Origin of the sequence: Micromonospora sp. NPDC005205 (assembly GCF_040608275.1) — a bacterium.
Taxonomy (GTDB): Bacteria; Actinomycetota; Actinomycetes; order Mycobacteriales; family Micromonosporaceae; genus Micromonospora.
In genome coordinates this window covers 110,977-136,159 of record NZ_JBEXHV010000015.1, presented here as the reverse complement: position 1 = coordinate 136,159, position 25,183 = coordinate 110,977, and the positions used below count along the sequence as shown (strand labels likewise).

Below are 25,183 nucleotides of genomic sequence, written 5' to 3'. Positions count from 1 at the left end.
GGAGGTCGACGTGGCCGAGTATCCGCAGGACGTCGTGCAGCGCTTCCACGGCACCCCCGAGCAGGTCGACGCCGGCCTGGTGGGCGAGCCGCCGCGGACGTGGGAGTCCGTCGTCATCGAGGAGTACGACCCGTCCTGGGCGCAGCGGTTCGTCAACGTCCGGTCGTCGCTCACCGAGGCGCTCGGCGCTCTGGTCATCGCTGTGGAACACGTCGGATCGACGGCGGTGCCGGGGCTCGCGGCCAAGCCCGTCATCGATGTCGACCTCGTCATCGAGGACACCGCCGAGGAGGCCACCTACCTCCCCACCCTGGAACGGCTCGGGTACCGGCTCGTCCTTCGGGAACCCTGGTGGCACGGGCACCGGATGCTGCTCAGCCCCGCCGAGGACGTCAACCTGCACGTCTGGCCGCAGGGTGCTCCGGAACCGGTCCGGCACCAACTTTTCCGCGACTGGCTGCGCTCGCATCCGGACGACCGGGAGCGGTACGCCGCGACCAAGCGCCGCCTCGCGCGGGACACCGCGCACCGGCCCCGCGACTACAGCCTCGCGAAGAACGACGTCATCGACGAGATCTACGCGCGCATCTTCGCCGCCTGATGACCTCACGTCGCCGACGGCCGCGCGCAGATCAGTCTGATCAGCGCGGCGGCTGCTGCATCATGAGCCAGGTGGGTACGGGCTCCGGCAGGAAGCTCATCACCTCCCAGCCGGCCCGGCGGTACAACTCGACGTTGACCGGGTTGCTGGTCTCCAGGATCGCCGGCAGGCCGTCGGCGGCGGCGCGGTCCAGCCCGGCCCGCATCACGGCACGACCCCAACCGCGTCCGGCGTTGTCCGGGTGGGTGCCCAGGACACCGAGGTACCAGAACGGGAACGCCGGCAGGGCGTCGTGCACGATGTCGTCGTAGCCCTGCACGCGGGCCAGCACGTCGGCCGGGTACGGAGAGACCTCCGGTACCGCGTGCGCAGCGGCCGGCACCGCGGCCGACTGCCCGGTCGGCGGGTCCCAGAGGGCGACCGCCGCACCCCCGTCGATCGTCCAGATCGACTTCTGGTGCACCCGCTTGTCGAAGAGGTGCCCGAAGAAGGCGGCGCAGTACCGGGGATAGGTCTCCTCGTCGGGGAACAGCCACCGCAGGATCGGATCCTTGACGAACGCTGCGACGAGTGTGTCCACAACTCTGGCGCGGTCGGCGGGCGTGGCGATGGTGATCTCGGGCGTCGTCACGGCAGTTGACACTAGTCGGGAAAAGCGCCTTGACCCTGACACGGTGGCGGGCCGGAGACTGGCCGCATGGACCTCGATGACTACCGGAAACACTCCGCGTACAGCGACCCGGGTCGGCACGGCGGGCTCCTCGACGCCGTGGCGAGCGACTTCCCCACCGTGGCGGCGACCGCCCGCAACGTGATCGTCCACTACCGGGCCGGTGGCGTCGAGTTGCCCGACGAACGCCTCGACGAGGTGAACTGCCGCTGGGTGGACCGCATCCTCGACACTGACCAGTCCCGCTTTCCAGTGCCCCTCGCGGCGGAGCGTCCGGCCGTCGACCGCGTGGCAGGCTGCTGTCGGGACCACACGCTGCTCTCGGTCGCGGTGCTGCGTCAGCACGGCATTCCCAGCCGCAGCCGCGTCGGTTTCGCCTCGTACTTCGCGCCCGACTGGCACCACGACCACGTGCTGGTGGAGTACTGGAACGGCGACCGGTGGGTCTGGGCCGACCCGGAGCTCGACCCAGCCGGCGACTGGGGGTTCGACGGGTACGACATCGACCCGAAGGCGGGGCTCTTCGACTCGGCGGCGCGGGTGTGGTCGGCGTACCGGGCCGGGACGATCGACCCCGAGCGCTACGGCGTCAGCCCGGAGCTGCCGATCCGAGGCGACTGGTTCGTCCACGACTACGTTCTGATCGAGCTGGCCCACCGGCAGAAGGACGAGCTGCTGCTCTGGGACGGCTTCGGCGCGATGACCGAGGACATCGCCACCGCCGACCTCACGCTCGTGGACGAGATCGCCGCGTTGTTGCTCGCCGCCGACGACGGCGACGAGACCGCGGAGAAGGCCCTCGCCGACCGGTACGCCAGCGATGCCCGACTCCGCCCCGGCCCGCAGGTGCACAGCATCTCGCCGGTCTCCGGCACCGTCAGCACTGTCGATCTGCGCGTCAGCCGAAGGTGAAGGCGTACGCCTCCACGCCGGGCTCGCCGAACGTGATCTCCAGGGTCCGCTCCCCGACCGCGCCGTTCTGGCGGACGAGCTGGTAGAGCCGGCCGTCCTGGAGTAAGCCGTTGCCGTCGGAGTCGACGTCGACGCCGTGTGACGGGCCGGGAGCGTCGCCGTCGAGCAGCACGCGGAACGGCATCGGCCCTCCCGCCCCGGGGGCCAGCACGAGATGCGCGTCGCGGGCGTGGAACCGGAAGGCGATGCCGCCGCCGGCCTGGTCCAGCACGACGTTCTCCGACCCGATCGTCCACTCTCCTGCAAGGGCCCACTGGTTCAGGCCGAGGCTCTCCGGCACCTGGTAGGCGCGACGGTCGTCGAGCGCCGGGTCGTTCGGCGACGCGAAGTGTTCGCCGCGACCGAAACCGAGGTACGTCTCGGGCGTCCGCAGGTTGTTCCAGTCGGCCTCCGCCTCCGGGCCGAGCCCGTTGACGGGTACGGGTTCGCGCTCGATACCGAGCAGTTGCTGGAGCACCCGCTCGGACTGCTCGTAGCGTCCCTCGCCGAAGTGCTCGTCGCGGATGACGCCGTCGGTGTCGACGAAGTAGAGCGCCGGCCAGTAGTGGTTGTCGAAGGCGCTCCAGATCGCGTAGTCGTTGTCGACCGCCACCGGGTAGTCGATCGATCGGGCCGCCACCGCCCGCCGCACCTGGTCGACCTCGTGCTCGAAGCCGAACTCCGGGGTGTGCACCCCGATGACCACCAGCCCGTCATCGCGGTATGCCTGCGACCAGGCACGCACGTACGGCTCCTGGCGCAGCCAGTTGATGCAGGTCAGCGTCCAGAAGTTGACCAGGACGACGCGTCCGCCCAGGTCGGCGGGGCCGAGTGGCTCGGAGTTGAGCCACTCGGCCGCCCCGTTGAGCGGGGGCAGGTGCACGGCCATCTAGCGCAGCGACCGGAAGGCGGTGCGAAGCTCTTCGGAGAAGATCTTCGGCTGTTCCCAGGCTGCGAAGTGCCCGCCCACGTCGAGCTTGTTGTAGTAGATGAGGTTGGAGTACGCCTGCTCGGCCCAACTCTGTGGCGCCTCGTACAGCTCGTCCGGGAAGACGCTCACGGCGACCGGAACCTTCACGCCCTTGGCGGCGAAGAACGAGAGTTTGTTCTCCGCGTACAGACGGGACGCGGAGACCGCGGTGTTCGTCAACCAGTAGAGCGAGATGTTGTCCAGGATGTCGTCGCGGGTCAGGCCCGCTGTGGCCCCGTCGAACACTTGCGAGATCAGGGCCAGACTCTTCGCGTCGTGGTCGAGCAGGAAGGACGCCAGGCCGACCGGAGAATCCGCCAGCGCGGTCAGCGTCTGCGGACGTGTCGCCATCATGAGGGCGTAGGCGACGTGTTTCCAGACGAAGTTGGCTTCCTCGGCGGCACGCATCTCGTCGTCGGACAGCCCCGATGGCAGCGAGCCCATGGCGTTGTTCGCACCGGTGGTGTCGCCCTGGAACAGCAGGTCGATCTCGGTGGGGATCGCACCGGGCATGTTGGTGTGGATGCCGAGCAGTTCCGGAGGCGCCTGGAGGCCCATCTGGTCGACGATGACCGCACCCCAGTCACCGCCCTGCGCGACGAACCGGTTGTAGCCGAGCCGCTTCATCAGCTCCGTCCAGGCGGTCGCGATCTTCTGCGGGTTCCATCCCGACTCGGTCGGCTTGCCGGAGAAGCCGTGGCCGGGCAGCGACGGAATCACCAGGTGGAAGGCGTCCGACGCGCTCGCGCCGTGCTTGGTCGGGTCGGTGAGCGGCTCAATGATCTTCATCTGCTCGATCACCGAGCCCGGCCACCCGTGGGTGACGATGAGCGGCATCGCGTCCTCGTGCTTCGAGCGCACGTGGATGAAGTGGATGTCCACCCCGTCGATGGTGGTCATGAACTGCGGTACGGCGTTCAGCCGCGCCTCGACAGTGCGCCAGTCGTACTCTTTCTCCCAATAGCGGGCGACGGCCTGAATGGTCGCGAGTGGCACGCCCTGCGACTGGTCGTCCACCGTTTCCTTGTCCGGCCAGCGGGTGGCCTTGATGCGCCTCTTCAGGTCATCAAGGTCGGCCTGAGGAATGTCGACCGAGAACGGTCGAATCTCCGTGGTGCCCGGACGGGTCTTGGTTTTGACAGCCATGCGTGTTTCCTCTCCGTCTAGGTTTGCGCCTCGCGAGGAGAAATCATGGGGTGAAGGCTCTGCCCGGACTTATGTGCCAATTGGGACTGGGCACGCCGCCGCCATATCTCGGAGCCTAGTGTTGGCCGACCGCGATGGTCGGCGAAGTTGACACTTGCTCAGTCGTCGGATTCGGTCGGGCAGGTGGGATAGAGACGCGTCCCGTGCTGAGTCGTTCGACCCGGTCATGTCTGGAGTGCTCATGCGGTCTCGGCCTGGAGGGCGGGGCCGAGGAGGAGCCCACCGTCGATGACATACTCCGACCCCGTGATGAACGACGCGTCCGATGACGTGAGGAACAGGAGAAGACGGCTGACGTCGGTCGGCTCCCCGAGCCGGGGGATGGCGAACGGCTCGGGTGAGTAGAAGTCGGCGATTGCCGCGACTGCGCCAGCTGCCGGTTCGTGGATGAAGGCGGTCGATATCACGCCGGGGTGGATGGTGTTCACCCGGATGCGGTCGCGGCCGAGCTCGAGCGCTGCCGTTTGGGTGAGACCTCGCACAGCCCACTTGCTGGCGACGTACGGCGCGTAGTGAGCCGTACCGCCCAGGCCCATCGTCGAGGCGATGTTGACGATGGCTCCCCCTGCTGCGCGGCGTAGCGCGGGGGCGGCGGCCTTGATGCCGAGGAAGGTCCCTGTGAGGTTGATGTCGAGGATGCGCGACCACGTGGCCTGCTCCGTGTTTTCGATCGTTGCCGGCGGATTTTGGACGCCCGCGTTGTTGACGAGCACGTTCAGGGCGCCGAAGGCGCTCTCGGCGGCCAGCACAGCGGCGGACCACGAGCTCTCGTCGGTGACGTCAAGGCGGGCGAAGCGAGCGCGGGTCCCGAGCTCGTCGACGAGAGCGGCGCCACGTTCCGCGTCGATGCCGCCGATCACCACGTTCGCTCCCTCCGCGTGGAAAGCGCGCACGTGGCTGGAGCCCTGGCCGCCGGTCCCACCGGTCACGAGCACGGTCTGGTTGTCGAAGCGAGGCATCAGATGTTCCTTCGGTACCTGGGTGAATGACCGGGATCACCAGCGATGGCGGCGGCCTGTGGTGAGTCGGTCGACTCACCACTGCCCTGACACTAGGTCGGTGGCAATGGCGAGTCAAGCCACTCACCTCGTATGCTCGGTTCATGAGCAGGGTCGTGACGACGTATCACCAGCGCGTCGCCCAGGAGAAGCGCGCGCTGATCGTGACGGCCGCGACCGCGCTGTTCCTCGAGCTGGGCTACGACCGGACGTCGCTGGCGCAGATCGCGGAGCGCTCGGGCGTTTCGCGGGCCACCTTGTTCAAGCAGTTCCCGAGCAAAGCGGCCCTGTTCGACGCCATCGTCACCGAGTCCTGGGCAACAGCTGACGAAGAGGACCCGCCGCCAGCAGGCAACGTCGTTGACGGGCTCAGCACCATCGGTCGCCGCTACGCCAAGCTGTTGAGCCAGCCCCAGATGACCGATTTGTTCCGAATCGTCATCGCCGAGCTGCCTCGGTTCCCCGAGCTGGCCCAGGCGCAGTTCTCGCACGGGAAGTTGCCCTACTTCGAGTCCGTACGCAGCTACCTCCTCACTGAACACGAGGCGGGAACGGTGCGGGTCGAGGACGTGGACCTCGCAGCCACCCAGTTCCTGGGCATGATCTCCAACTACGTCTTCTGGCCGACACTCCTGGTGCCGGGCTGGGAGGTGAGCGCTGAACGCGTCGCTCAGGTAGTCGACGAGGCCGTCCGCACCATCGCCGCCCGGTACGCCACGACTGGACCAGAGGCGTCCACCAACTGATCCCGCTGACCGCGACACAGTCCCCGCAGCCACAAAGCTGATGCCTAACGCAATCGAGGCCGTCGGCAACAAGGACATTTGCGGGCCGGTCACGGGCGTCCAGGGGCAGCGACCGCGTGTTCGGCGGCTCGGCTGACCTGCTCCCAACCCGCCCAGGTGTCCATCCGCCGACGGGAGATGTCGAACGCCAGGTCGTACACCATGCTGCCGAGCAGGAGCCGCAGCGGCGGGTCGTCGCTGTCGACCAGTCGCAGCAGCGCCTCGGCGGCCAGCCGGGGTTCGCTGTCGATCGAGCCTTCCGCCCACTGGCGCTCCAGTTCGGCGCGCAGTGGCGCGTAGGCGTCCATCGGGATGGTGGCGCTCAGACTCGTGTAGAGGTCGGTCCAGTAGCCGCCCGGCTGCACGATGCTGACGGTGATGTCGAAGGCCGCCGCCTCCATCGCCAGCGCCTCGCTCATGCCCTCCAGCGCGAACTTGCTCGCGCTGTAGAGGCCGGTGCTCGGGAAGCCGCCGAGCGCCGCGATGCTGGAGACCTGCACGATGTGGCCGGCCCGCTGGGCGCGCAGGTGCGGCAGCACGGCCTGACCGACCCAGAGCGCGCCGAAGAAGTTGACCTCGAACTGGGCGCGCGCCTCGGCCTCGGTGAACTCCTCGATCATGCCCATGGACAGGGTGCCGGCGTTGTTGACGACGATGTCGAGCCGGCCGAAGTGCTCGACGGCGGTGTCCACGGCGGCGATGACCGCCGCCCGGTCGGTCACGTCGAGGGTCAGGGCCAGCAGCCGGTCGGCGTACTTCTCGTCGAAGTCGGCCTGGGCGATGGTCCGGGCGGCGGCGACCACCCGATCACCCCGGTCGAGTGCGGCGTCGGCGAAGGCGCGGCCCAGGCCGCGGCTGGCACCGGTGATGAACCAGGTACGCATGCGCTTCTCCTCATTTCAAGACGAGACGGTCCGTCTCGCGATGGACCGAGGTTAGGCGCGCGACAACACCGCCGTCAAGACGAGACGGTTCGTCTCGCGAACTGATATCGTTCGGCCCATGACGCCCAACACGGCCCGGCGGCGGGAGACCTCCCGCCGCGCCATCCTCACCGCGGCCTTCGACCTGCTCCAGGAGACGGGGTACGCGAAGCTCAGCATCGAGGGCATCGCCGCGCGGGCCGGCGTCGGCAAACAGACCATCTACCGCTGGTGGCCGTCGAAGGGCGCTGTCATCTTCGACGCCTTCCTCATGCTCAGCGAGGCCACCGAGGGTGGGCCGCCGACGCTGCCGGACACCGGCGACCTGGCGGCGGACCTGACAGTGGTGCTGCGCGCCACGGTCGAGGAGATGAACGATCCCCGGTACGAGCAACCGATGCGCGCGCTGGCCACCGAGATCGCGCTCGACCCCGAGCTAGCCGCGGCGTACGCCGAACGGTTGGACGGGCCGCTGAAGGAGGCCAAACGGCAACGCCTGCGCAGCGCCCAGCAGGCCGGCCAGATCGCCGACGACATCGACCTCGACGTGGCGGTGGACCTGATCTGGGGTCCGCTGTTCAGTCGCTGGCAGCAGCGCAGCGGGCCGCTCACCGCCGAGTACGCCGACCTCGTCGTCACCACCGCCCTCAACGGACTGCGCCCCCGCCGATCCAGCGAGTGACGATCGGTGGGACGGCTTTGCGCTGCCACAGCGGGGTGCGGCAACATCAGGCGCCGTGACGGCACCAGGCGCGGCCCCCGACAACCACACCCCGGCCAGCACACCCCGGTTGAGTCGGCGGGTCCGGCACTGGTTGGCCGGCGCCGGTGTCACCGCCCTGGCCGCCGTCCTGGGCATCACCCTCGCCGTGCGCGGAGGCGCCACCCCGGCCTGCGCCGCGCCACCGACGGGCAACGCCGTCCACAAGGGAAAGGCCAGCTTCTACGACGCGGGCCGCTCGGGCGGCAACTGCTCCTTCCCCGGCCCGCCGGCGGACCGCCTCTACGTGGCCCTCGGCGCATCCCAGTACTCCGGATCGGCGGCCTGCGGCAGTTACCTGGAGGTGAGCGGCCCGAAGGGCACGGTCCGGGTGATGGTGATGGACCAGTGCGGCGGCTGCGGACCCAGCAAGATCGACCTGTCCACCGAGGCGTTCAGCAAGATCGCGGACCGTTCTCAGGGCATCGCGCCCGTGACGTACCGGGCGGTGGTGAACCCACCGCTCGACGGAGGGCTCACCTTCCGGATCAAGGGCGGTGCCTCGAAACACTGGTTCGCGGTGCAGGTCGGCAACCACGGCAACCCACTGCGCTCGGTCGAGGCGAAAGGGCCGGGTGGCGGCTTCCGCAAGGCCGCCCGGCAGAGCGACAACCACTGGGCCATCGAGGGCGGGATCGGCCCCGGGCCGTACAGCATCAAAGTCACCGACGTGTACGGACGCCAGGCGACCGCCACCGGCATCCGCCTGGTCACCAAGCAGGTGCAACGCAGCACGGCCACCCTCGCCAGCGCCTCCCCCACACCCAGCAACTCACCGTCGGCCCCGCCGACCCCCAGCGCTACGCCCTCACCGACTTCAACGGAATCGGTCGCACCCACGACGACAGTCGAAGCCCTCGCCGGTGCCGCGCCCCTCGACCGCCCCCGCTGCTGACCAGCCCTGGCCCATGGCGCGGTTCCGGCCGACACCTTCCTCGGCGAACCGACCCGGTTCATCGACGAACGCGCGCACATCTGGTAGCTGCCACCGCCGGGCCCCGACCCTCATGCCCTCCGTACCATCCAGCGATGATCTCGGAAACCTTCGATACGCGCGGCGGGCTCACCTACGTTGACCGCCTCGACCTCACCCGGGGCGACACGCTCAGGGCTGTCCAACGAATGGTCTGGCCGACGGTGCGGTTGCACGCCGACCACAGCACGGTGACCTTCACGTCGCGTACCGGGTCGGACACCCTGGAGCATTTCTACGTCGCCGCGGTGGCGCACCATCCGTTTCACCGGCGGTTCCCGCTGCCGGCGACCGCCGTCGCCTTCGAGGTCGAGGAGCGCGACCAGGTCCTGCTCTTCTGGACCCCCCGCGTCGGCGCGGTCCTGCGGGCACTCGAGAAGCTGGGCTGGGACGCCGCACAGCCCGAGCCCTGGACTCCGTACGCCTGAACTGGTGGTCGCGCGAATCCACGTCACAGTGCGCAGCGGACGCCTGCCGGATGAGTACGGCAGGTGACGAAAGAGAGAAGGGACACCCTCCGAGGCCCGTTGACATGCGTTTCGAGCGAGTGACAGCGTTGTCATCGACTCATTTCCTCCATATGAGACGAGGAGCGCATCTTGCTCTATCGGAACTCACACCGTCGCCGCGCGACAGCAGCCGCCGCAGCCGGAATCCTCATCACGGGGCTGGCGCTCGCCCCGTCCGCGCCGGCGCAGGCGAGCCGCCACCGGGCCCAGGACGACGCCGTACGCTCGGGTGACGCACGTTTCGAGGTGCTGTCCCCGACGCTGATCCGCACCGAGTACCAGAAGGACGGCAGGTTCACCGACGCCGCCACCTTCAACGCCGTCGGGCGCGATGATTTCCCCCGGACGCGGTTCACGAAGCGCGTCGACCACGGTTGGCTCACCATCGACACCGGCGCGATGACGGTGCGGTACCGGGTCGGCTCGGGCGCGTTCACCGCCGACAACCTCACCGTGCAGCTCAAGGCCGGCAAGCAGACCGTGCAGGGCCAGCCGTGGGCCGGCCACACCGCCCCGGCCTGCGCGTTCGGCGCGCTCTGCGAGGCCGAATCGCTACAGCTCAACGGCCCCGGCGTGGCCACCGACCACAAGGGGTACACCGGGCGTGGCTTCGCTGCCGGCTTCGCCGCGGCCGGCGACTCGATCACCTTCGCGCTCGACGCCCCGGCGGCCGGCACGAAGCAGCTCACCGTCCGCTATGCCAACAGCACCGGCGGCGACGGCCAGAACGTGGACCGCGCCCTGACTGTTCGGGTCGACGGCGACGCCGGCCACACGCTGACGCTGCCGCCCACCGCCAACTGGGACACCTGGGGCCTGGCCACCGTGCCGGTCGACCTCACCGCGGGCCGGCACGAGATCAGCGTCGTGCGGGGTCCCAACGACTCCGGCAACGTGAACGTCGACAGCCTCGCGGTGGTCAACCCGGGTGATCCGTTCCCGGCACCGACCCCGCCCCAGCCGCAGCCCCTGCGGTTCGGCACGCTGGGAGAGGCTGAGACCGGCGCGCTGACCGGCGGCGCGAGGCCCGCGAACGACCACAACGGCGCATCCGGTACGGGATTCCTGGCCGGCCTGGAGAGCACCACCTCCGCCGACGCGCTCACCGTCACGGCTGTTCCGTCCGCCGGTGACTACCAGGTGCAGATCCGCTACGCCAACGGTCAGGCCGGTGCCCAGCCGAGCCAGACACGCACCATGTCGGTCACCGCGGGAACGGCCGCTCCGGTCACGGCGACCCTTCCGCCGACCAGCGGGTGGGACTACTGGAACACCGTTTCCGTGCCGGTCCACCTCGACCGGGGCACCAACACCGTGACGCTGGGCTGCCCCACGGACGCCAGCTGCAACGTCAACGTCGACACGGTCGCCGTCACGGGCAAGGGCTTCCCACTGCTCGCCCCGCACGCACCGCTCGGCGGCTACCGCCGGGGCCTGGACGGCGTGACCGGCTCCGCGCTCACCGCCCCGGGCCTGCTGTACCAGGACGGCTGGTATCTGCTCGACGACTCAGCCTCGGCCCTGAGCACCACCAAGCCCCGGCCCGCGCCCGAGCAGGACGGCTACGTCTTCGCGTACGGGCAGGACTTCACCCGTGGCCTGAAGGACCTGTCGACCCTGACCGGGCCCACGAAGCTGCTGCCGAAGTGGGCGTACGGGGTGTGGTACTCCGAGTACTACGACCGCACCGCCACCGAGTTCCAGGAGCTGGTGGCCCGGGCGAAGGCCGAAGGCGTACCCCTTGATGTTCTTGTTCTCGACACGGACGTCAAGGCGCCGGACAAGTGGAACGGCTGGAGCATCGACCCCACCCGGATCCCCGACCCGAAGGCGTTCTTCGACTGGGCCAGGAAGCAGGGCCTGCACACCGGCATCAACATCCATCCCAGCATCCTCGGCTCGGACCCGAAGTTCGCGCAGGCGCAGGCCACCGCGAAGGGCAAGCTCCAGCGCGTCGGCTGCAACGGCGGCCCCGACTGCTACACGTTCGACTTCGGCGACCCGGACCAGCTCACTGCATACATGCAGCTGCACGACGGGATGATCCCGAAGGGCAGCAAGGGCCCGGACCTGTGGTGGCTGGACTGGTGCTGCGACAACACGACGTCGTCGCTCGCCGGCGTGACCGGTGACGCGTGGATCAACCAGCAGTACGCCGACAAGACCGGCTTCGCCTTCTCCCGGGCGTACGGCTCGTTGCAGGCCGGCGGCTACAGCAGCCCGACCCCCGTGTCGACCGGCCCGTGGGCCGACAAGCGCACCACCCTGCACTTCACCGGCGACACCACCTCCGACTGGTCGACCCTCCAGATGGAGGTCGGCTACACGCCGGGCGAGTCGGCCGCGACCGGGCTCGCCGCGGTCAGCCACGACATCGGCGGGCACACCGGCGGCCTCCAGGAGCCGGGCACCGAACCAGGCAGCACCAAGCTGCCCGACGACCTCTACGCCCGGTGGGTCCAGTTCGGCACGTTCCAGCCCATCGACCGGCTGCACTCCAACCACAGCGACCGGCTGCCCTGGCAGTACGGCCCGGAGGCCAACAAGTCGGCCAAGAAGTTCCTCAACCTGCGCAAGGAACTGCAGCCGTACACCTACGCCGCCGCCAAGGAGGCCACCCGCACGGGTACGCCCATCGTCCGCTCGATGTACCTCGCGTACCCGAACGAGCAGGCCGCGTACGCCACCGCCGGGTCCCAGTACCTCTACGGGCCGGACTACCTGGTGGCACCCGTGACGACGCCCGGCACCACCGCCACCACGTCGGTGTGGTTCCCGCCGGGCGACAACTGGACGGACATCTTCACCGGGAGGACGTACCGGGGCGGCACCACGCAGAACATCACCACCACGCTGGACACCATGCCGGTGTTCAAGAAGCACTGACGTTTCAGGGATCCGAACGCCGGCCGGGTGGGGGCAACCCACCCGGCCGGCGTCCTCTGGTTCAACGTCGGTGGGACCGACGGGCCCGCGACAACCAGCCGAGGAACCTGGCGTGCAGCGTGGGTAGGTCCGGGCGCAGCCCCAGGCCGTACATGTCGTCGGTCGCCTCCTGCATCGACGCCGCCAGGTAGAACGCCAGCGCGATCGAATGACCGTAGAACTCGGTCGCGAGGGCGAGCTGAGCCGGGCCACACGGCCAGGGCGCGGCGCAGTTGCGGCACAGCCACGCCGGGCGCATCGGCAGGTGCGGGATCATCCGACCCGCACCGGGCGGCGCGGGCGTCTGGCCGGCAGGGCCTGCATCCGCACGCCTGCGCGCCGCACGTACAACTCGCGGTGCGCGACCGCGTCGCCCGCCGCGTTCAGCTGGTAACCCTCAATCCAGACCCAACCGTGGTACGTGTGCCGCTCGGGCAACTCGCGGATGACACGTACGAAGATCGGGCGCAGAAACTGCACGCTCGCCGCGGTGGTCAGGTGGATGACATCGCCGGCCTTCATCGTCCCGATCACCGCGACCCCCGCCAGATGGTCCGCTTAGCTGATCCCTCTCCTGACATGCCCCGAACCTGTCAGGCGCAGCAAGCGCCAGTCCATCACAGCGGGTAGTAACCGAGCGGATAACTTTCATCCACGTTGGATGTCGATCAGTTCCGGTTATATGACGACCGGATAAGCTGACCACCACCCAGGTTTGGGAAGGAGCCACACGAATGAGCGTCAGGGCAGCCACAGCGTTCACCGTGCCTCCCTCACTCTGGGACACCACGGACATGATCGACGCTTTGGCCGCCCGCGACATTGCACGCGTCTTTCGCCTGGTCCAACGCGCAACCCGCGCCAGCCAAACCCACCTCGGCGGTGCCACGGGCCTCAGTCAGGCTCAGGTCAGCGAGATCATCAGCGGTACCCGTCGGGTCAGCAGCATCGACGTACTAACCCGCATCTGCACCGGCCTTGCCATGCCCGGTCACGCGCGGATGACACTGCTTCTTGGTGAACACCCATCCCAGACCACGCCCCGTCCTGGCGGCGACGGCGGCACCCGCACACGGGTAATGTCCGCCCAGGCAGGATGCGCCGACCGCTGCCGGCCGGTTGACGAAGATGCCCGAGATTGGTACTCCGACGTCACCGCGATCTACTTGAGCCGGTCGGAGTTCACCGCGAAGATGCCACCACACGTCCTCTTCGACGACGCTATGGACATCCGGGCCGCCGGCCTGTCGCTCAACATCCTCTGCCAGCAGTATGCCGACAACCAACTCCTCAAACTCCTGGCTGCCGGCACCCACCTCCGCTGCCTGTTTCTTGACCCTGCTGGCGACGCAATTAGGAGGCAGGAGCATGAGGACGGCTATCCAGACGGCCACCTCAGCGCGCTCACCGAGCTCAACATCCAGAATCTCGCCGGGCGCATCCGCGATCGGCTCCCGGCCGACGCCCGCGAACGCCTGGCCATCCGCGTGTACGACGAAACCATCCGCGTCAACGTGCTCCTGATTGACGACCGGCTCTGCGTTGTCCAGCATTACCTACCGCAGATACGCGGAGTTGACTCCCCGACGATGGTCGTCGAGCGCACCGCTATCACTCCCGGCCTCTACACGGTGTTCGACGGGATGTTCACCTCGCTGTGGGAACGCAGCCGCGACGTATGAGCAACTTTGCGCACCTTCTGCCCCTGGCAAACGAGGCTGTCGACCTGGCGCATCACCTCATGCGCACTCTCCGACCTGGCACTCTTACCAGCAAGGGTGACCGCGACATGGCGTCCGAGGTGGACTACGCCATCGAACAACAGGTCCGCGAACTCCTGGCTGCCAGGGCACCCGACATCGGCTTCCTCGGCGAGGAGCACGGCCTGAGCGGTGATTCCACGGAACTCATGTGGGCATTGGATCCGGTAGACGGCACCGTCAATTTCGTACACGGCTCACCCCTGTGCGCCATTTCTCTCGGCCTTATCCACAAGAGAAGGTCAGTCCTAGGCATAATTGATCTACCATTCCTGGGCACTCGTTATCAAGCCGCTCAAGGGTGCGGTGCTTTCGCCAACGGAGAGCGCATCCATTGCAGTCAGACAGAAGATTTGCAAGATTCCGTCGTCGCTATTGGAGACTACGCTGTAGGAACTGATGCGGTAGCCAAAAATGTCCAGCGCCTTGCTATCACGCATCAACTAGTGCGGAATGTTCAACGAATACGCATGCACGGATCGGCCGCAATCGACCTGGCATGGCTCGCCCATGGCAAGATCGATGCTTTCGTCATGCTGAACAACAAGCCTTGGGACACGGGTGCGGGCGTCGTGATCGCAAAGGAGTCCGGCGTCCAGTTGATCGACGTCGACGGATCGCAACACAGCGCAGACTCGACTGCGACGGTCGGTGGAAACGATCGGGTTCTTCCGCTCCTCCTCGCGCTCGTCCAGCAAGCTCTCTCTTCCCCGCAAGCTCACTGATGCGTTCGTGAGCAGCCGGAATGGGGAGATCGAAAGCCGACCCGATCGCCACGCCGAGGCCGTTGCAGCTGATCAAAACCGCTCCTCGGCCAACCGCTACCGAGCGATCCCGCAGGGAAAGCTCGCAGCCCCGATCAAGGCCGGTGGGCGACGGACGAGTCAACCTGTACGCCGGATTATGAACGCGGCACGTACCCTGAGCAGATGCTTCGTTTGCCAGTTGCCCGCTCAGGGCGTCGTCAGGGCGTCCGGCGTGGAGGAAGCCCTACCGGCAAGGCCCCTCAACTCCACCCGCTTTTTGGCCACGTTATAGGCCCACGCGTACGTCGAGACCTTGCGATCAACGCCGAAGTGCTTACCGGTCGCCTGCTCTAGAACGACATAGAAATCATCGAGCACCCGACTCCACGCAAGCCCCTCGAAGTCGCCTTCCACCCAGCCGTAAAGTTCGATCAGCTCACCCTTGACCTGACCAAAGAACGTGCCCGCCGGAGCGTCTGTCCGAGGCCCGGGATCAGGAATCAGCGCAGGAGCCATCTCGCGCATCCTAGCTACACGCTCACGCTCTCCTTTCGCACGCGCATAGTCAATCCAACGCCAGAATGATTCCGCATCGATTACGTCCGGCGCTTGGCGATGATGAAGCTCGCAAAGGGGCGCGAAGTTCCGCACGTCGTTCGAACCACCCAAGGAGTCCGGTACCGCGTGAGCCCGATGGACCGGCGTTGACCAGCAGACGATGCAGGCAACCTCATCTACGCCAAGATAGTCAGCGATCGCCGCTAGGGAGGGCCTAGAGCGACGACTGTCTTGCTTTTCGCCTCTAACCCTTTTTGCCAGATCTAGTAACTGATCTGGAAGCTCGTCAGGATCAGCGATCTGCACGAGGCCAGGAATATCGTCTCGCTGCCTGCGAGGATTTCTACAAGCGCCAAGGGGAGTGAACGCCTTTGTGAGGTAAGGCATCAGGTAGGTGAGCAGGAAATTTCCCATGATTTCGTATGCATCTCGATCCCAACCACCCACATCGTTTCGATGCCCTTGAACGTCAAGGTACAGGTAACGCTCTTTGCGTGGGTGAGTTCGAGCAGCAGATGCAACCATTTCCACCAGGCGTTGCGCACAACGTTCGAAGTTCTCTTCGACGCGCATGTCGTGATAAATCGCAACACCATTTTCCCCAGGCTTCTGAGAGGCTCTCTTCTTCTTGCGGCGAGACATAGGCGGAGGTTACAAGAGAGCCCTGACAGTCCGGTGGTCGAGCTGAGGTGCCTTGATCTTCTTCACCCCGAGCGGCTAGGAGCAGGTCGTCGATCGCGTTGCGCTTGCGTTCCTCGCTGGCTGGCATCAGATGCGTGTAGACCCGGAGCGTGAAGCCGGGGTCAGCGTGACCGAGGTACGACGCGAGCGCCTTGATGCTCTCCCCCCGTCGAGCAGCGACGAGGCGTAGAAGTGGCGTAGCGCGTGCATCCCGGTGGCCCGGGTCGGCTCAATGCCGGCCGCCAGCACGGCGGGTCGCCAACTCTTCTTGTCGAAGGTGCGCCGGTTGATCGCACCTCGCCGCGTAGTGGTGAACAGCAGCGGCACAGTAACCCGCTCGTCGTCGGCCGGGATCTCCCACGGCAGGGTGAGCGTCACCGGGTCGCATTCCTTCATGTGCTGCCGCAGCACCCGGGCGACCGAGTCGGGCAGCGGCACCAGGCGGTCTCGGTCATTCTTGGGCAGGCCGAAGACGAGCCGGGAGCGAACGAGCTTGACCTGACGCGAGACGTGCACCCATCCCGCGTCGAGATCGAGGTCGTCGACACCCAGCCCCAGGATCTCTCCCTGGCGCAGCCCGCAGCCGGCACCCAGGTCAACCATCGCGCGGTACCGCTGGGCAAGGCCACCGCGGATTGCCGAAACCTGGTCGTACCGCCAGGGCACCACCCGACGCTGAACCGGTGGCGGCGGCTTGACCGACTTTGCCGAGCACGGGTTCTTGGCGATGCGCTCGTCATCGACGGCCGCGCCCAGGATGGTCCGTAGGTGGGCGAAGACGACGGCCCGGGTCGCCGGGGCCAGCTTGCCGACCATCCCAGCGTCGGAATGCCGCATCCCATCGGATGAGATGCAAATCGAGTCACTCGGATCTCAAAACAGACGCGGACTTTCGTTGCTATCGCTACCGCGACCACGTGCCACCCTCGCTTCTTGCGAAGCCCGACGAGAGGACGGGACAGTCGCAGGATTAACGAGATCGATTTTCGCAAGCGCGATGCCTAAACCGGCCCCACGAATAGCACGTTCAGCAAGGTCAAGATTCACCTTACTAAAGAAGAACAATGATTTCGCAAGCCTTCCTGGCTTGTCAGTAGCTATTGCAAAAACAATTTTCCATTCTCCTAGATCGCCCACGCGAGGAGCTTCCACCAGTTGACCGAGGCTCTGGAGAACGACGTCTCGGTAGCGCGCATTGTCCCTAAAGAGCCGGGCCGAAACGGAGCCCTGTGCAAATAGATGAGAAAGAGTAGGGGACGAACGGGGCATCTTCTTTACGCAGATCATCTCTTTACGCCGTGTGAGCAGATCGCAAATTTCTACCTTTAGGTTTCTCCCGCCCCTGCTGTAAAAGAGTGACTTATCCAAGACTACATGTTCAATACCGCCTGCCAACGCATCAAGATTGTAGTCACCTTCATCCTCCTGCCCAACGGACCACGACCGCAGCGACAACTCATCAGTCAGGTCAGGAATCCGGTCGATGCGCTCCTGAAGATCCGTGAGATGGTCCCGGTCGATGCGATACCAAGCGCCAGCGCAGGGCGCGTAAATCCCTTCACCTAACTCAACCTCTGTCACGACATACGGCATGAGCGAAGTCCGGATAGGGTTTTCGACGCCCTCATAATTGGCGAGGACTTTAAGCGACTCCATCGGATCAGGAACACCCCACTGGGAAACAATCTCCAGGACGGCATCCTTGCCTATTTCGCCTTGAACTAGGTGAGACTTCCGACGCCATTTAAGAACAATGCGATCAGGGCTGGCCAGCCGATCCGAATCGGGGTTCATAAAGTCAACGCCCTCGCCGCCCGACAAAAGCATCCCATCCACTCTTGCTTTGAGTTTCGAGTGAAGGTCGCCTCTCGTGCGGGGAACACGAGTAAAGTAATCCAAAAATGGGAATTTTGCTTTATACTCGCGCGAATCATACGCAGCAATAACTTCGTCGAGCTTCTCTGGCAATGACCTATAGCTGAAAGACTTCATCGTGAGCCGCAGGGAATCTCCCCCAGCGATCCCTGTCCCAATCTCTTCTGGCGGCTTGCCCTCTAGATAACGGACAAGATCAGAAGTCGGCTCGATACCAAGCCGGTGCAGGGATCCGGCCGATGGCATAGAGATGACTTGACTCCGCCCGGAACCTACAATCGCCCGAGTGTCTACACCTTTGAGTGCCTCGGGATCGATCACGTTTGCCGCCACCCTCAGGCCAAATCCGGCCTCAATTGAACTCGAATCGACCGCATGACGACCCGTGCCGTAGACGAGCAAGAAGCGATGCCCGCCCCGCTCTATGCGGACAATTGCGCCCGTGCTCTGATTCTTGAGCCCAATTATTCCCTCCGCAGCCTGATCGAGAGCCAAAAGCATCAGATCCTTCTGCCACTTCGGCACATTGACCTTGGAAGTTTTAACGTGCAGCCAAATCTCCAGGCCGGCTATTTCCTTAACGGGCACGTCTTGATACTCCTCGTCGACCACAGCCCGCAGACCCCAGTCTCCCTCTTCGAGATCATCACGCAGCTTGAAGAGAACTAGATCCACATCTCCTCCAAGGACTAGAAACAGGCCAGGCCGACATGCCAGTCGTAATCAGAATATCCGCGATGGTCGCTTTGAAGACTCCTGCGGGATTCTACAGATTCAATAACGACAGCGATCGCCCTTCAGTCGGATCAATGACGGAACCATTGACGGTACTTCAAGGGTTCATGAGCAGAAGCGATGCTGAGGCAGCAAAAGCCCGCCGAGAAGGCTTCCACCCGGTCAGAGGTCCGCCCTAGTCAGATGTTTCTGGTCGGGTAATTGCCGAATAGCTCTGTCATAGATCGAGGAACCGCGCTCCCGCGCGGTGCGGGGCGGCAAGCCCGGCCGGCGGCAAGCCGCCCCGCCGACCGGAGGAACCAATCCCAAGAGGCCGTTGCGGAAGCCGACGGAGCGGCCTGATTGGGTGGATGGAGCTTCCGGCTGCCGCGCCAGTCCAACCCCGGGACTGGCTTGCCGCCGCATCTCCGAGCCTCGCCAGAAGCATCCGCCGCCAATACGTGCCCGGGGGCATTCACGACAGCCGGCGGCACCACGCAAAGGCCCCCGTCAAGCCACCGAGGGCCGCCATGAAGAGGCGATACGCAGCGCCGAGCTGGAGGCTACTGACCGAGGACTCAGGGCGTCCTCAGGGCGTCAAACGCCGGCCAAAGTTGACCAAGAACAACCATCGACGCCCGGACATATAAGCAGCTCAGGGCCATGGTCAGGTCTTTGACCTGGTAGGCGACGGACGAGTCGACCTGTACGCCGGATTAAGATCACCGAACCCCTGGTGACCAGGGACGGAACCTAGCGATAATCGCTGTAGGCCGTCGCCAGGCCGCCGGGGAGTCGTAGACCAGTTGACCGACGAGGCCACGCGCCAGCGGCGACAGCCGGCACCGTGGTCACCGATTCATAGCCGATTCCCAGGCGAACAAGTGGTTACGGTGCGGCTGCCTGCCACGCTGCGGTGACACACAGCTCATCGACGGTCCATCGGCCAGCGCATTCGCCCTCGCGTAGAAGCCACCGCACCCGTGGCAGATCCGCCGTCGGTGGAACATCGAGGACGACAAGTCCGAACATGCCAGCCCCGCTCACCTGCAGCGGGGCGAAGTCAGCAAGGACAACGTCCTCGAAGCTTTCAAGATCGTTGTCATCAGGGGCCCAGATGCGGATCGCGCAGTAGCCCGAGGCCAAGACCTTTTCCTTGACCCACCACTGGCCGTCGTGGTCGCGCTCAACACGAAAAATGTCGTGCATCGCGGCATCCAAAGCGGCCCAAGGCGCCCTCGGTAGCCGTACCCGATCCGGCGCCACCAGTTCCGCGCCCATCCCTATGCTCGTCGCATTGCTGCCAGGCGGCATGAGAAACCACACCTGCACCCACCCGTCCGGCAGGTTGGTCATCAACTTCCTCCTTCTCGGTGATCGATCAGCGTTCTACCAACGAACACCCTAAGCACGCGGCGTCACCCGTCGAGATGACGAGGACACCGGATTGGGCAGCCACGACACGAACTCCACGGACGAGTTCGGTCCTCCACTACGGCTGTGTCACAGGCTCGATCCCGGGATCCGAACAGCAGACCCGAAAAGATCGTCGATGGCGCGGCGGGTGCGATCCTCGATGGCTGGCATCAGGTGGGTATAGACCCGGAGCGTGAAGCCGGGGTCGGAGTGCCCGAGGTAAGAGGCGAGGGCCTTGATGCTCTCCCCCGCGTCGAGCAACGCCGAGGCGTAGAGGTGGCGCAGCGCGTGCATCCCGGTCGCCCGGGTCGGGACGATGCCGGCCGCCCTCACCGCCGGACGCCAGCTCTTGTCGTCGAAGGTGGCCCGCTTGATCGCACCCCGGCGGGTGGTGGTGAACAGCAGCGGCACCTTCACCCGCTCGTCGCTGTACGGGTCCTCGCAGGGCAGGGTGATCGACAGCGGGTCGTACCTCTCGGCGTGCTCCTTAAGCGACTGGACTACCGAGTCGGGCAGCGGTACACGGCGGTCCCGGTCGTTCTTAGGGAGGCCGAAGACCAGCCGGGAGCGAACCACCTTGACCTGCCGGACGATGTGCACCCAGCCCAAGTCAAGGCACCACGCTTCGCGCGGTGCGGGGACGGCAAGCCCGGCCGGCGGCAAGCCGCCCCGGCCGCCTCCGGCGCCGGGGCGGTGAGCCACCGATAACCGCCGGGACACCGCCCCGCAGCACATCGGACACCTGGCATGACCGGCCGCGGTGGCCGCAACGGAAGCCGGTGAAGTCGGCCTGGCAGACGGGTTGGAGCTTCCGGCTGCCGCGCCAGTCCAAACCCAGGACTGGCTTGCCCTCGGCTCCCCCAAGCCCTGGCCGTGGCGATCAGCCCTGTGCGCCTGCGAGCGGATCAGCCAGCTCCACGCCGCCGCCGGGAAGGCTGTAGCGGTAGTGCGTCGCTTTGAGGTCGTCGTCGTGTGGCGTCCAGGAGGTCCAGTGTCGTATCCGCCCGCCGCTGGTCTGGATCTCGCCGTTGGGAAGGCGCGTCCACTCGATCTGGTCGACGACAACGAGGTGGGTGGCAGCTTCTTCGCGGGCGTGGTCCACCTCGCCCTTGGTCAGCTGGACGTTCTCCGCGGTGCCGGACGATCCCTTGACCTCGATGTGGATCTCCTCGGCACCTTTGACAGCTTGCAGGTCGTACGACCGTGTCGCGCCGACGTCGGCAACCTCGTAGTCCGGATACAGGGCCGCGGCTCGCTCTACGGCGTGCCGTTCCAAGGCCACCTTCAGTACAGGGTCCGCGATGAACCCCGAGCCGCTGGAACGGGCCTTCCGCTGGGGGCTGCTGCGCGGCTGGGGTGTGGGCCGGACCGGTTGTGGCGCACGGCTTCGTGGGATGGCGGCTAGTTCCGGGATCGCGTCAAGGATGGCCGCGGGGAACTTGACCAGGTACGCCTGCATGACTCGTACCGGGCGATTCGCGTAGAACGCGAACGGGTAGTACAACGGGGCCGGATACGTCTCGTCGAGCCCCTGCTTGATCTCCTTGAGGGCCGTCTCTGCCCGTTGAAAGGCAGACTGGTCCACCGGCGTGGGCAGCTGGGTGTAGCCGGTCAGCTCGTACCGCCAGGACGGCTGCGGCAGCGGGTTGGTGGGTCGGCTCTGGCCATACGTGCCTCGGGCCTGCCAAACCAACTCGTCGTTAAAGGGACCGTCGACGGCTCGGGAGTAGCCGACGATGGCGGGCACCTGGTGCTGCGTCTTGTGCCAGTGCAGGACGATGTCTCCCGGCCGAAGCGCGTCACCAGGGCGTACGACCAGTTTTCCCGGCCGCTGCCGTCGCGCTGAAGAGCCTGCACGTTCGCGCCGATGTCATTCCGGTCGGTGATCTCCAGCCAATAGCACTCGGCCGGATCGTCCTGCCACCATTCATTGAGCCGTACCGAGCCGGGCTCCCCGGAGCGCCGCTGGGCCGGCAACTCGGTGGCGGACTCTAACGAGGCAGGGGCCGCGATGGGACGAGCAATCTCGGTGGCCAGCCGCAAAGCGTCCGTTGGACCGTATCCGGGAACCTCAACTCGCAGCCGGAGCCGCTTTCGGTTGTTCCCCGCCTTGGGCGCGTTCGGTGCCTGCCCGATGCGACCTTGCCGGCTCGTGAGCTGTAACCGCAGCGCCGCCAGATCGTCGACGACAGAGAGTCTGAGCGGTCTGTCGAGAACCGTGCGTTCGGACTCGGGCAGGTGCTCGGTCTTACGGGAATCGACCACGCCCGAAACCAGCACGGCACCCAGCGTCTGGAGTCGGGCGAGAATCAGCTCAAGGGACGGGATGTAGTCGGAGTTGCGCGAAGGGCCGGTCGAACTCGTCCCGCCGGCACTCTCCAAAACCACCGCAAGTCCCGGGCCGTCCAGCTCGACGGCAAACTCCGCGTTGAGCACGCCCGTCGTCATCGGTCATCCGCACGCCTTACAGACTGCCAGCGATGTACGACAGCGACGGGAACCGCCACGAGCCAGGCCGTCTCCAGGCCGTCCCAGGCCGCGGCCAGGCCGTCAAACGCCACCCAACGATGACCAAGGTCAACCAACGGCACCAGATAAACGACCAGTTCAGGGGCATGACCGAGGCTCTGCGACGTGGAGGGCGACGGACGAGTCGACCTGTACGCCGGATTATGAACGTGACACCGGCTCTGGCCAGGCGCTCCGTCAGCCAGGAGGTACCGCAGGGCGTCGCCAGGGCGTCCGGGGTATCCGGCCGGGTCTAATGCCAATGCGGGTCAAGTTCATGCTTGCTCCGGTGAGAAATGGACTACAACGCAGAGAGCCGGTCAGCCTCGCGCTTGGCCACCCTAGCCTCGCCTGCTCGATCTAGCCTATTCAAAATATTTGACAAGAGGTTTAGTAGCTGCACGAGGACAGGAAGATAGGCAGCCGGATTTGCCTCAACCAACTCGCGGTGTACCGCAATGGCCTCCTCAGCCACAGCCAGCCCCTCCTCCAACCGGCCCACTACGCACATGGACACCGCTAAAGTGTTTAATGACGCTCCGAAGTTTGGCAGATAAACGGCGCGTCCTGCCTCGATCAATTCGCGATGGACGGCAGCAGACTCCACAGCTACAGCTAATCCCTCGACCGGTCGATCCGCGCTATAAAGGCCGACTGCCAGGTTATGCAACGCCTTCGCTAGGCTAGGAAGGTGGGCAGCACGGTTCGCCTCAGCCAGCTTCCGACGAATTGCAACAGCTTCCACAGCCGCGGCCACACGCTCATCATGCCGGCCCATCAGGCCGAGTCCAATGGATAAATTAGTTAAAGACTTCGCGAGATCAGGAAGATAGCTGACTGGGTCAACCTCAGCCAACTCCCGAAGGATCGCAGTCGCCTCGTCAACGGCAGCCCAACTTTCATCCCCCCGACCCAATCCATCGAGGCAGATTGCCAAGTTGTTCAACGACGAGGCCAGGCTAGGAACATGGACGGCTTGGTCGACCTCCACCAATAGCCTACGAACAGCCACGGCCTTCTCAGCCGCCGTCAAACCCTCCTCATACCGACCCACCGCCGCTAGGTCAACTGACATATTGGTCAGTGAGGCTGCAAGTTTGGGCAGGTAGGTTCCGGGCTCAACCTCAACCAATTCCCAGTAGACTGCGACCGCTTCTTCGACTGCAGCCAAACCATCATGGCGTCGACCAATTTCCGCTAACCTGATCGACAGATTGGTCAACTCAACCGCATACCGATCCAGCAGCTCAGGTTCATTCCCATCAGCAACGCGGGTCGCCTCTACCAGCCGCTGTGAAACCGCTACGGCAACACCGGTCCGAGTCGTGGCAAACCCCAATAGATGAAGCAGTGCATCCAACTCACGCACCTGAGCGACTGTCAGCCCCACGCCACCGCGGCTACCGGAAACCACATCCACGATCTCTGACTCGAAGCCGGCAGGATCCACCACCACCAACGCCGACACATACACCCCTGGGCAATGGTCGAGCAATCCGGCGAGCCCGCTCCGCACTAACGCCAAACCTTCACGGCGCATTTCAGCCGGGTCTGGTGTGGACAAACATCGATGCAGCACTTCGGTCGCATATCCTGCTGCTCCCGCGTCATCACCGCCGCAGACTGCAATCAGCTCATTTAGCCACTGCCGCTGACTCGGCGTCCGCATCGCCAATTCCAACAGGTTAATGTCGGCAAGACGGTCCGGCTTTGGCGCCTGCCACACCCGCTCACGGGAACCGTCCGGATACAAACGACACAGCACCTCCACCAATCTACGTTGCTGTGGCTGGCCAATTTCGATTAGCGCGAATATCCGGCTCACGATATCAACCGCCTCGGCCTGCGTAGCCGGAACGGTCAGCGTTACGGCCGACAATGCCCAAGCCTGCTGCACCTCATTCAGATGCAGGCCCGCCGCTCGTAGTGCGACTGAGACTTGACGATGCTCATGCCGCAACACGCCTGCCAGAGCGTCTCCATCGACTGGATCAACATGCTCGGATCCGTTGGCAGCATCTAACACCGCCACCAACGCCGTCGCGTAAAGGTCCAATGTAGTGGCGAACCGCGCTGGCGGCACGGCCGCAACTCTGCCTGGGACGGCAAAACCGTGTTGCCGAGCACGTTCTGTGAAGAGGTCGATCGAGGTGGCCCAAGCGTGTCCGATGCGTTCACCATCCCAGGCTTCTGACAGGGCACCCAGACGCATCGGCGTCGGATGCACCCAATCATGAAGTCGATGATCGACTGCCAGCTCGCGGAACCAGTCTGCATCCGTTCGAGCCAGCAACAGCAAGCGGACCGATTTCCCCGCATCACACTCTGCAATGGTATCCAGCAACTCCGCCACCACTGGGCCGACGTTCTCCGCGTAGTCGACGACTATCAGGGTCGGCACCTGAAGCTGCGCCGCTGCCTCCACCGCAGCGATCAACTCCGGAACCCGCCGCAACTCGCGAAGCGCCCGTTGTCCCTTCGCCCCACCGTCGGCTAAGTCGGCCAGCCGTGCCGCGCGCCAGTTCGACGAGGGCAGGCGTACGAATCCTGCCAGCCAGCCGTTCCCCCGTAGCCTGGCGCACACCTGTCCCGCTAGGTGCGTTTTTCCCTGACCGCCTGCCCCGACCAGCAGCCGCACTAGGGGGCCGCGCCCC

General features: G+C 65.6%; 24 protein-coding genes. 9 read left to right on the top strand and 15 right to left on the bottom strand.

Going from position 1 to position 25,183, the window contains the following annotated elements:
• Positions 1-10 precede the first annotated feature (10 nt).
• The gene (locus ABZU43_RS24885; protein WP_355008879.1) at positions 11-601 is read left to right on the top strand and encodes a GrpB family protein; all 591 of its coding nucleotides are present in this window, start codon (positions 11-13) and stop codon (positions 599-601) included.
• Between the two features lie 40 nt (positions 602-641).
• Here the strand turns inward: ABZU43_RS24885 and ABZU43_RS24880 are convergent, their stop codons facing one another.
• Positions 642-1,232 (bottom strand): GNAT family N-acetyltransferase, encoded by a 591-nt coding sequence (locus tag ABZU43_RS24880; protein WP_355008878.1) that lies wholly within the window; start codon positions 1,230-1,232, stop codon positions 642-644.
• A 66-nt stretch (positions 1,233-1,298) separates the two neighbouring features.
• Here ABZU43_RS24880 and ABZU43_RS24875 point away from each other — a divergent pair, with 66 nt between their 5' ends.
• Positions 1,299-2,183, top strand: coding sequence for a transglutaminase domain-containing protein (locus tag ABZU43_RS24875; RefSeq protein WP_355008877.1), 885 nt, complete (start codon positions 1,299-1,301; stop codon positions 2,181-2,183).
• On the opposite strand, the gene ABZU43_RS24870 is transcribed toward ABZU43_RS24875, so the two are convergent.
• From ABZU43_RS24870 to ABZU43_RS24860, 3 genes are all read right to left on the bottom strand, one after another.
• Positions 2,170-3,111: a redoxin family protein gene (locus ABZU43_RS24870; RefSeq protein WP_355008876.1), complete on the bottom strand. Its 942-nt coding sequence runs from the start codon at positions 3,109-3,111 to the stop codon at positions 2,170-2,172. The two genes, ABZU43_RS24875 and ABZU43_RS24870, sit on opposite strands and share 14 nt — an antisense overlap.
• Positions 3,112-4,338 (bottom strand): epoxide hydrolase family protein, encoded by a 1,227-nt coding sequence (locus tag ABZU43_RS24865; RefSeq protein ID WP_355008875.1) that lies wholly within the window; start codon positions 4,336-4,338, stop codon positions 3,112-3,114.
• Between the two features lie 239 nt (positions 4,339-4,577).
• A complete protein-coding gene (locus ABZU43_RS24860; protein WP_355008874.1) occupies positions 4,578-5,357 on the bottom strand; it encodes an SDR family oxidoreductase in 780 nt (259 codons plus the stop codon).
• 143 nt (positions 5,358-5,500) lie between these two features.
• On the opposite strand from ABZU43_RS24860, the gene ABZU43_RS24855 reads away from it, so the two are divergent.
• Positions 5,501-6,142, top strand: coding sequence for a TetR/AcrR family transcriptional regulator (locus ABZU43_RS24855; RefSeq protein WP_355008873.1), 642 nt, complete (start codon positions 5,501-5,503; stop codon positions 6,140-6,142).
• A gap of 89 nt (positions 6,143-6,231) precedes the next feature.
• Here ABZU43_RS24855 and ABZU43_RS24850 read toward each other — a convergent pair whose 3' ends face one another.
• The gene (locus tag ABZU43_RS24850; protein ID WP_355008872.1) at positions 6,232-7,065 is read right to left on the bottom strand and encodes an SDR family oxidoreductase; all 834 of its coding nucleotides are present in this window, start codon (positions 7,063-7,065) and stop codon (positions 6,232-6,234) included.
• 118 nt (positions 7,066-7,183) lie between these two features.
• Between ABZU43_RS24850 and ABZU43_RS24845 the strand changes: the two genes are divergently transcribed.
• The 4 genes from ABZU43_RS24845 to ABZU43_RS24830 all read left to right on the top strand — a co-directional run bounded on the left by ABZU43_RS24845 (position 7,184) and on the right by ABZU43_RS24830 (position 12,232).
• Positions 7,184-7,786 (top strand): TetR/AcrR family transcriptional regulator, encoded by a 603-nt coding sequence (locus tag ABZU43_RS24845; RefSeq protein ID WP_355008871.1) that lies wholly within the window; start codon positions 7,184-7,186, stop codon positions 7,784-7,786.
• Between the two features lie 55 nt (positions 7,787-7,841).
• On the top strand, positions 7,842-8,759 hold the full coding sequence (locus ABZU43_RS24840) for an expansin EXLX1 family cellulose-binding protein (RefSeq protein ID WP_355008870.1): 918 nt from the start codon (positions 7,842-7,844) through the stop codon (positions 8,757-8,759).
• 134 nt (positions 8,760-8,893) lie between these two features.
• Complete coding sequence (locus tag ABZU43_RS24835) at positions 8,894-9,265, top strand: hypothetical protein (protein WP_355008869.1); 372 nt, start codon at positions 8,894-8,896, stop codon at positions 9,263-9,265.
• A gap of 171 nt (positions 9,266-9,436) precedes the next feature.
• Positions 9,437-12,232: a TIM-barrel domain-containing protein gene (locus tag ABZU43_RS24830; RefSeq protein ID WP_355008868.1), complete on the top strand. Its 2,796-nt coding sequence runs from the start codon at positions 9,437-9,439 to the stop codon at positions 12,230-12,232.
• Positions 12,233-12,293: 61 nt separating this feature from the next.
• Here ABZU43_RS24830 and ABZU43_RS24825 read toward each other — a convergent pair whose 3' ends face one another.
• Together ABZU43_RS24825 and ABZU43_RS24820 are read right to left on the bottom strand one after the other, a co-directional pair.
• Positions 12,294-12,548 (bottom strand): hypothetical protein, encoded by a 255-nt coding sequence (locus ABZU43_RS24825; protein WP_355008867.1) that lies wholly within the window; start codon positions 12,546-12,548, stop codon positions 12,294-12,296.
• Positions 12,545-12,805 (bottom strand): hypothetical protein, encoded by a 261-nt coding sequence (locus tag ABZU43_RS24820; RefSeq protein WP_355008866.1) that lies wholly within the window; start codon positions 12,803-12,805, stop codon positions 12,545-12,547. The genes ABZU43_RS24825 and ABZU43_RS24820 overlap by 4 nt, the downstream gene beginning before the upstream one ends.
• A 200-nt stretch (positions 12,806-13,005) precedes the next feature.
• On the opposite strand from ABZU43_RS24820, the gene ABZU43_RS24815 reads away from it, so the two are divergent.
• Both ABZU43_RS24815 and ABZU43_RS24810 read left to right on the top strand, forming a co-directional pair.
• Positions 13,006-13,953, top strand: a complete 948-nt coding sequence (locus tag ABZU43_RS24815) for a DUF5919 domain-containing protein (protein WP_355008865.1) — start codon at positions 13,006-13,008, stop codon at positions 13,951-13,953.
• Positions 13,950-14,756: an inositol monophosphatase family protein gene (locus tag ABZU43_RS24810; protein WP_355008864.1), complete on the top strand. Its 807-nt coding sequence runs from the start codon at positions 13,950-13,952 to the stop codon at positions 14,754-14,756. Before ABZU43_RS24815 ends, ABZU43_RS24810 begins: the two co-directional genes overlap by 4 nt.
• Positions 14,757-14,984: 228 nt before the next feature.
• On the opposite strand, the gene ABZU43_RS24805 is transcribed toward ABZU43_RS24810, so the two are convergent.
• From ABZU43_RS24805 to ABZU43_RS24770, 8 genes are all read right to left on the bottom strand, one after another.
• The gene (locus ABZU43_RS24805; protein ID WP_355008863.1) at positions 14,985-15,977 is read right to left on the bottom strand and encodes an HNH endonuclease; all 993 of its coding nucleotides are present in this window, start codon (positions 15,975-15,977) and stop codon (positions 14,985-14,987) included.
• 126 nt (positions 15,978-16,103) lie between these two features.
• On the bottom strand, positions 16,104-16,853 hold the full coding sequence (locus ABZU43_RS24800; RefSeq protein WP_355008862.1) for a tyrosine-type recombinase/integrase: 750 nt from the start codon (positions 16,851-16,853) through the stop codon (positions 16,104-16,106).
• A 36-nt stretch (positions 16,854-16,889) separates the two neighbouring features.
• On the bottom strand, positions 16,890-18,566 hold the full coding sequence (locus ABZU43_RS24795) for a DUF6119 family protein (protein ID WP_355008861.1): 1,677 nt from the start codon (positions 18,564-18,566) through the stop codon (positions 16,890-16,892).
• A 927-nt stretch (positions 18,567-19,493) separates the two neighbouring features.
• A complete protein-coding gene (locus ABZU43_RS24790) occupies positions 19,494-19,961 on the bottom strand; it encodes a DUF4265 domain-containing protein (RefSeq protein WP_355008860.1) in 468 nt (155 codons plus the stop codon).
• Positions 19,962-20,108: 147 nt separating this feature from the next.
• Entirely contained in the window at positions 20,109-20,621 is a 513-nt protein-coding gene (locus ABZU43_RS24785) for a tyrosine-type recombinase/integrase (protein ID WP_355008897.1), read from the bottom strand.
• A gap of 280 nt (positions 20,622-20,901) precedes the next feature.
• Positions 20,902-21,480, bottom strand: coding sequence for a DUF3883 domain-containing protein (locus tag ABZU43_RS24780; RefSeq protein ID WP_355008896.1), 579 nt, complete (start codon positions 21,478-21,480; stop codon positions 20,902-20,904).
• Between the two features lie 152 nt (positions 21,481-21,632).
• Positions 21,633-22,469 carry a hypothetical protein gene (locus tag ABZU43_RS24775; RefSeq protein ID WP_355008859.1) on the bottom strand — a complete coding sequence of 279 codons (837 nt, stop codon included), beginning with the start codon at positions 22,467-22,469 and terminating at the stop codon, positions 21,633-21,635.
• Positions 22,470-22,830: 361 nt separating this feature from the next.
• Positions 22,831-24,966: a tetratricopeptide repeat protein gene (locus ABZU43_RS24770; protein WP_355008858.1), complete on the bottom strand. Its 2,136-nt coding sequence runs from the start codon at positions 24,964-24,966 to the stop codon at positions 22,831-22,833.
• Positions 24,967-25,183: the final 217 nt, after the last annotated feature.

Excerpts from the sequence above, each read along its gene's own strand:
- ABZU43_RS24875 (WP_355008877.1), top strand. The coding sequence starts at position 1,299 with ATGGACCTCGATGACTACCGGAAACACTCCGCGTACAGCGACCCGGGT.
- ABZU43_RS24870 (WP_355008876.1), bottom strand. The coding sequence starts at position 3,111 with ATGGCCGTGCACCTGCCCCCGCTCAACGGGGCGGCCGAGTGGCTCAAC.
- ABZU43_RS24865 (WP_355008875.1), bottom strand. The coding sequence starts at position 4,338 with ATGGCTGTCAAAACCAAGACCCGTCCGGGCACCACGGAGATTCGACCG.
- ABZU43_RS24860 (WP_355008874.1), bottom strand. The coding sequence starts at position 5,357 with ATGCCTCGCTTCGACAACCAGACCGTGCTCGTGACCGGTGGGACCGGC.
- ABZU43_RS24855 (WP_355008873.1), top strand. The coding sequence starts at position 5,501 with ATGAGCAGGGTCGTGACGACGTATCACCAGCGCGTCGCCCAGGAGAAG.
- ABZU43_RS24850 (WP_355008872.1), bottom strand. The coding sequence starts at position 7,065 with ATGCGTACCTGGTTCATCACCGGTGCCAGCCGCGGCCTGGGCCGCGCC.
- ABZU43_RS24845 (WP_355008871.1), top strand. The coding sequence starts at position 7,184 with ATGACGCCCAACACGGCCCGGCGGCGGGAGACCTCCCGCCGCGCCATC.
- ABZU43_RS24835 (WP_355008869.1), top strand. The coding sequence starts at position 8,894 with ATGATCTCGGAAACCTTCGATACGCGCGGCGGGCTCACCTACGTTGAC.
- ABZU43_RS24825 (WP_355008867.1), bottom strand. The coding sequence starts at position 12,548 with ATGATCCCGCACCTGCCGATGCGCCCGGCGTGGCTGTGCCGCAACTGC.
- ABZU43_RS24815 (WP_355008865.1), top strand. The coding sequence starts at position 13,006 with ATGAGCGTCAGGGCAGCCACAGCGTTCACCGTGCCTCCCTCACTCTGG.
- ABZU43_RS24810 (WP_355008864.1), top strand. The coding sequence starts at position 13,950 with ATGAGCAACTTTGCGCACCTTCTGCCCCTGGCAAACGAGGCTGTCGAC.
- ABZU43_RS24805 (WP_355008863.1), bottom strand. The coding sequence starts at position 15,977 with ATGTCTCGCCGCAAGAAGAAGAGAGCCTCTCAGAAGCCTGGGGAAAAT.
- ABZU43_RS24800 (WP_355008862.1), bottom strand. The coding sequence starts at position 16,853 with ATGCGGCATTCCGACGCTGGGATGGTCGGCAAGCTGGCCCCGGCGACC.
- ABZU43_RS24790 (WP_355008860.1), bottom strand. The coding sequence starts at position 19,961 with ATGACCAACCTGCCGGACGGGTGGGTGCAGGTGTGGTTTCTCATGCCG.
- ABZU43_RS24780 (WP_355008896.1), bottom strand. The coding sequence starts at position 21,480 with ATGCAGGCGTACCTGGTCAAGTTCCCCGCGGCCATCCTTGACGCGATC.
- ABZU43_RS24775 (WP_355008859.1), bottom strand. The coding sequence starts at position 22,469 with ATGACGACGGGCGTGCTCAACGCGGAGTTTGCCGTCGAGCTGGACGGC.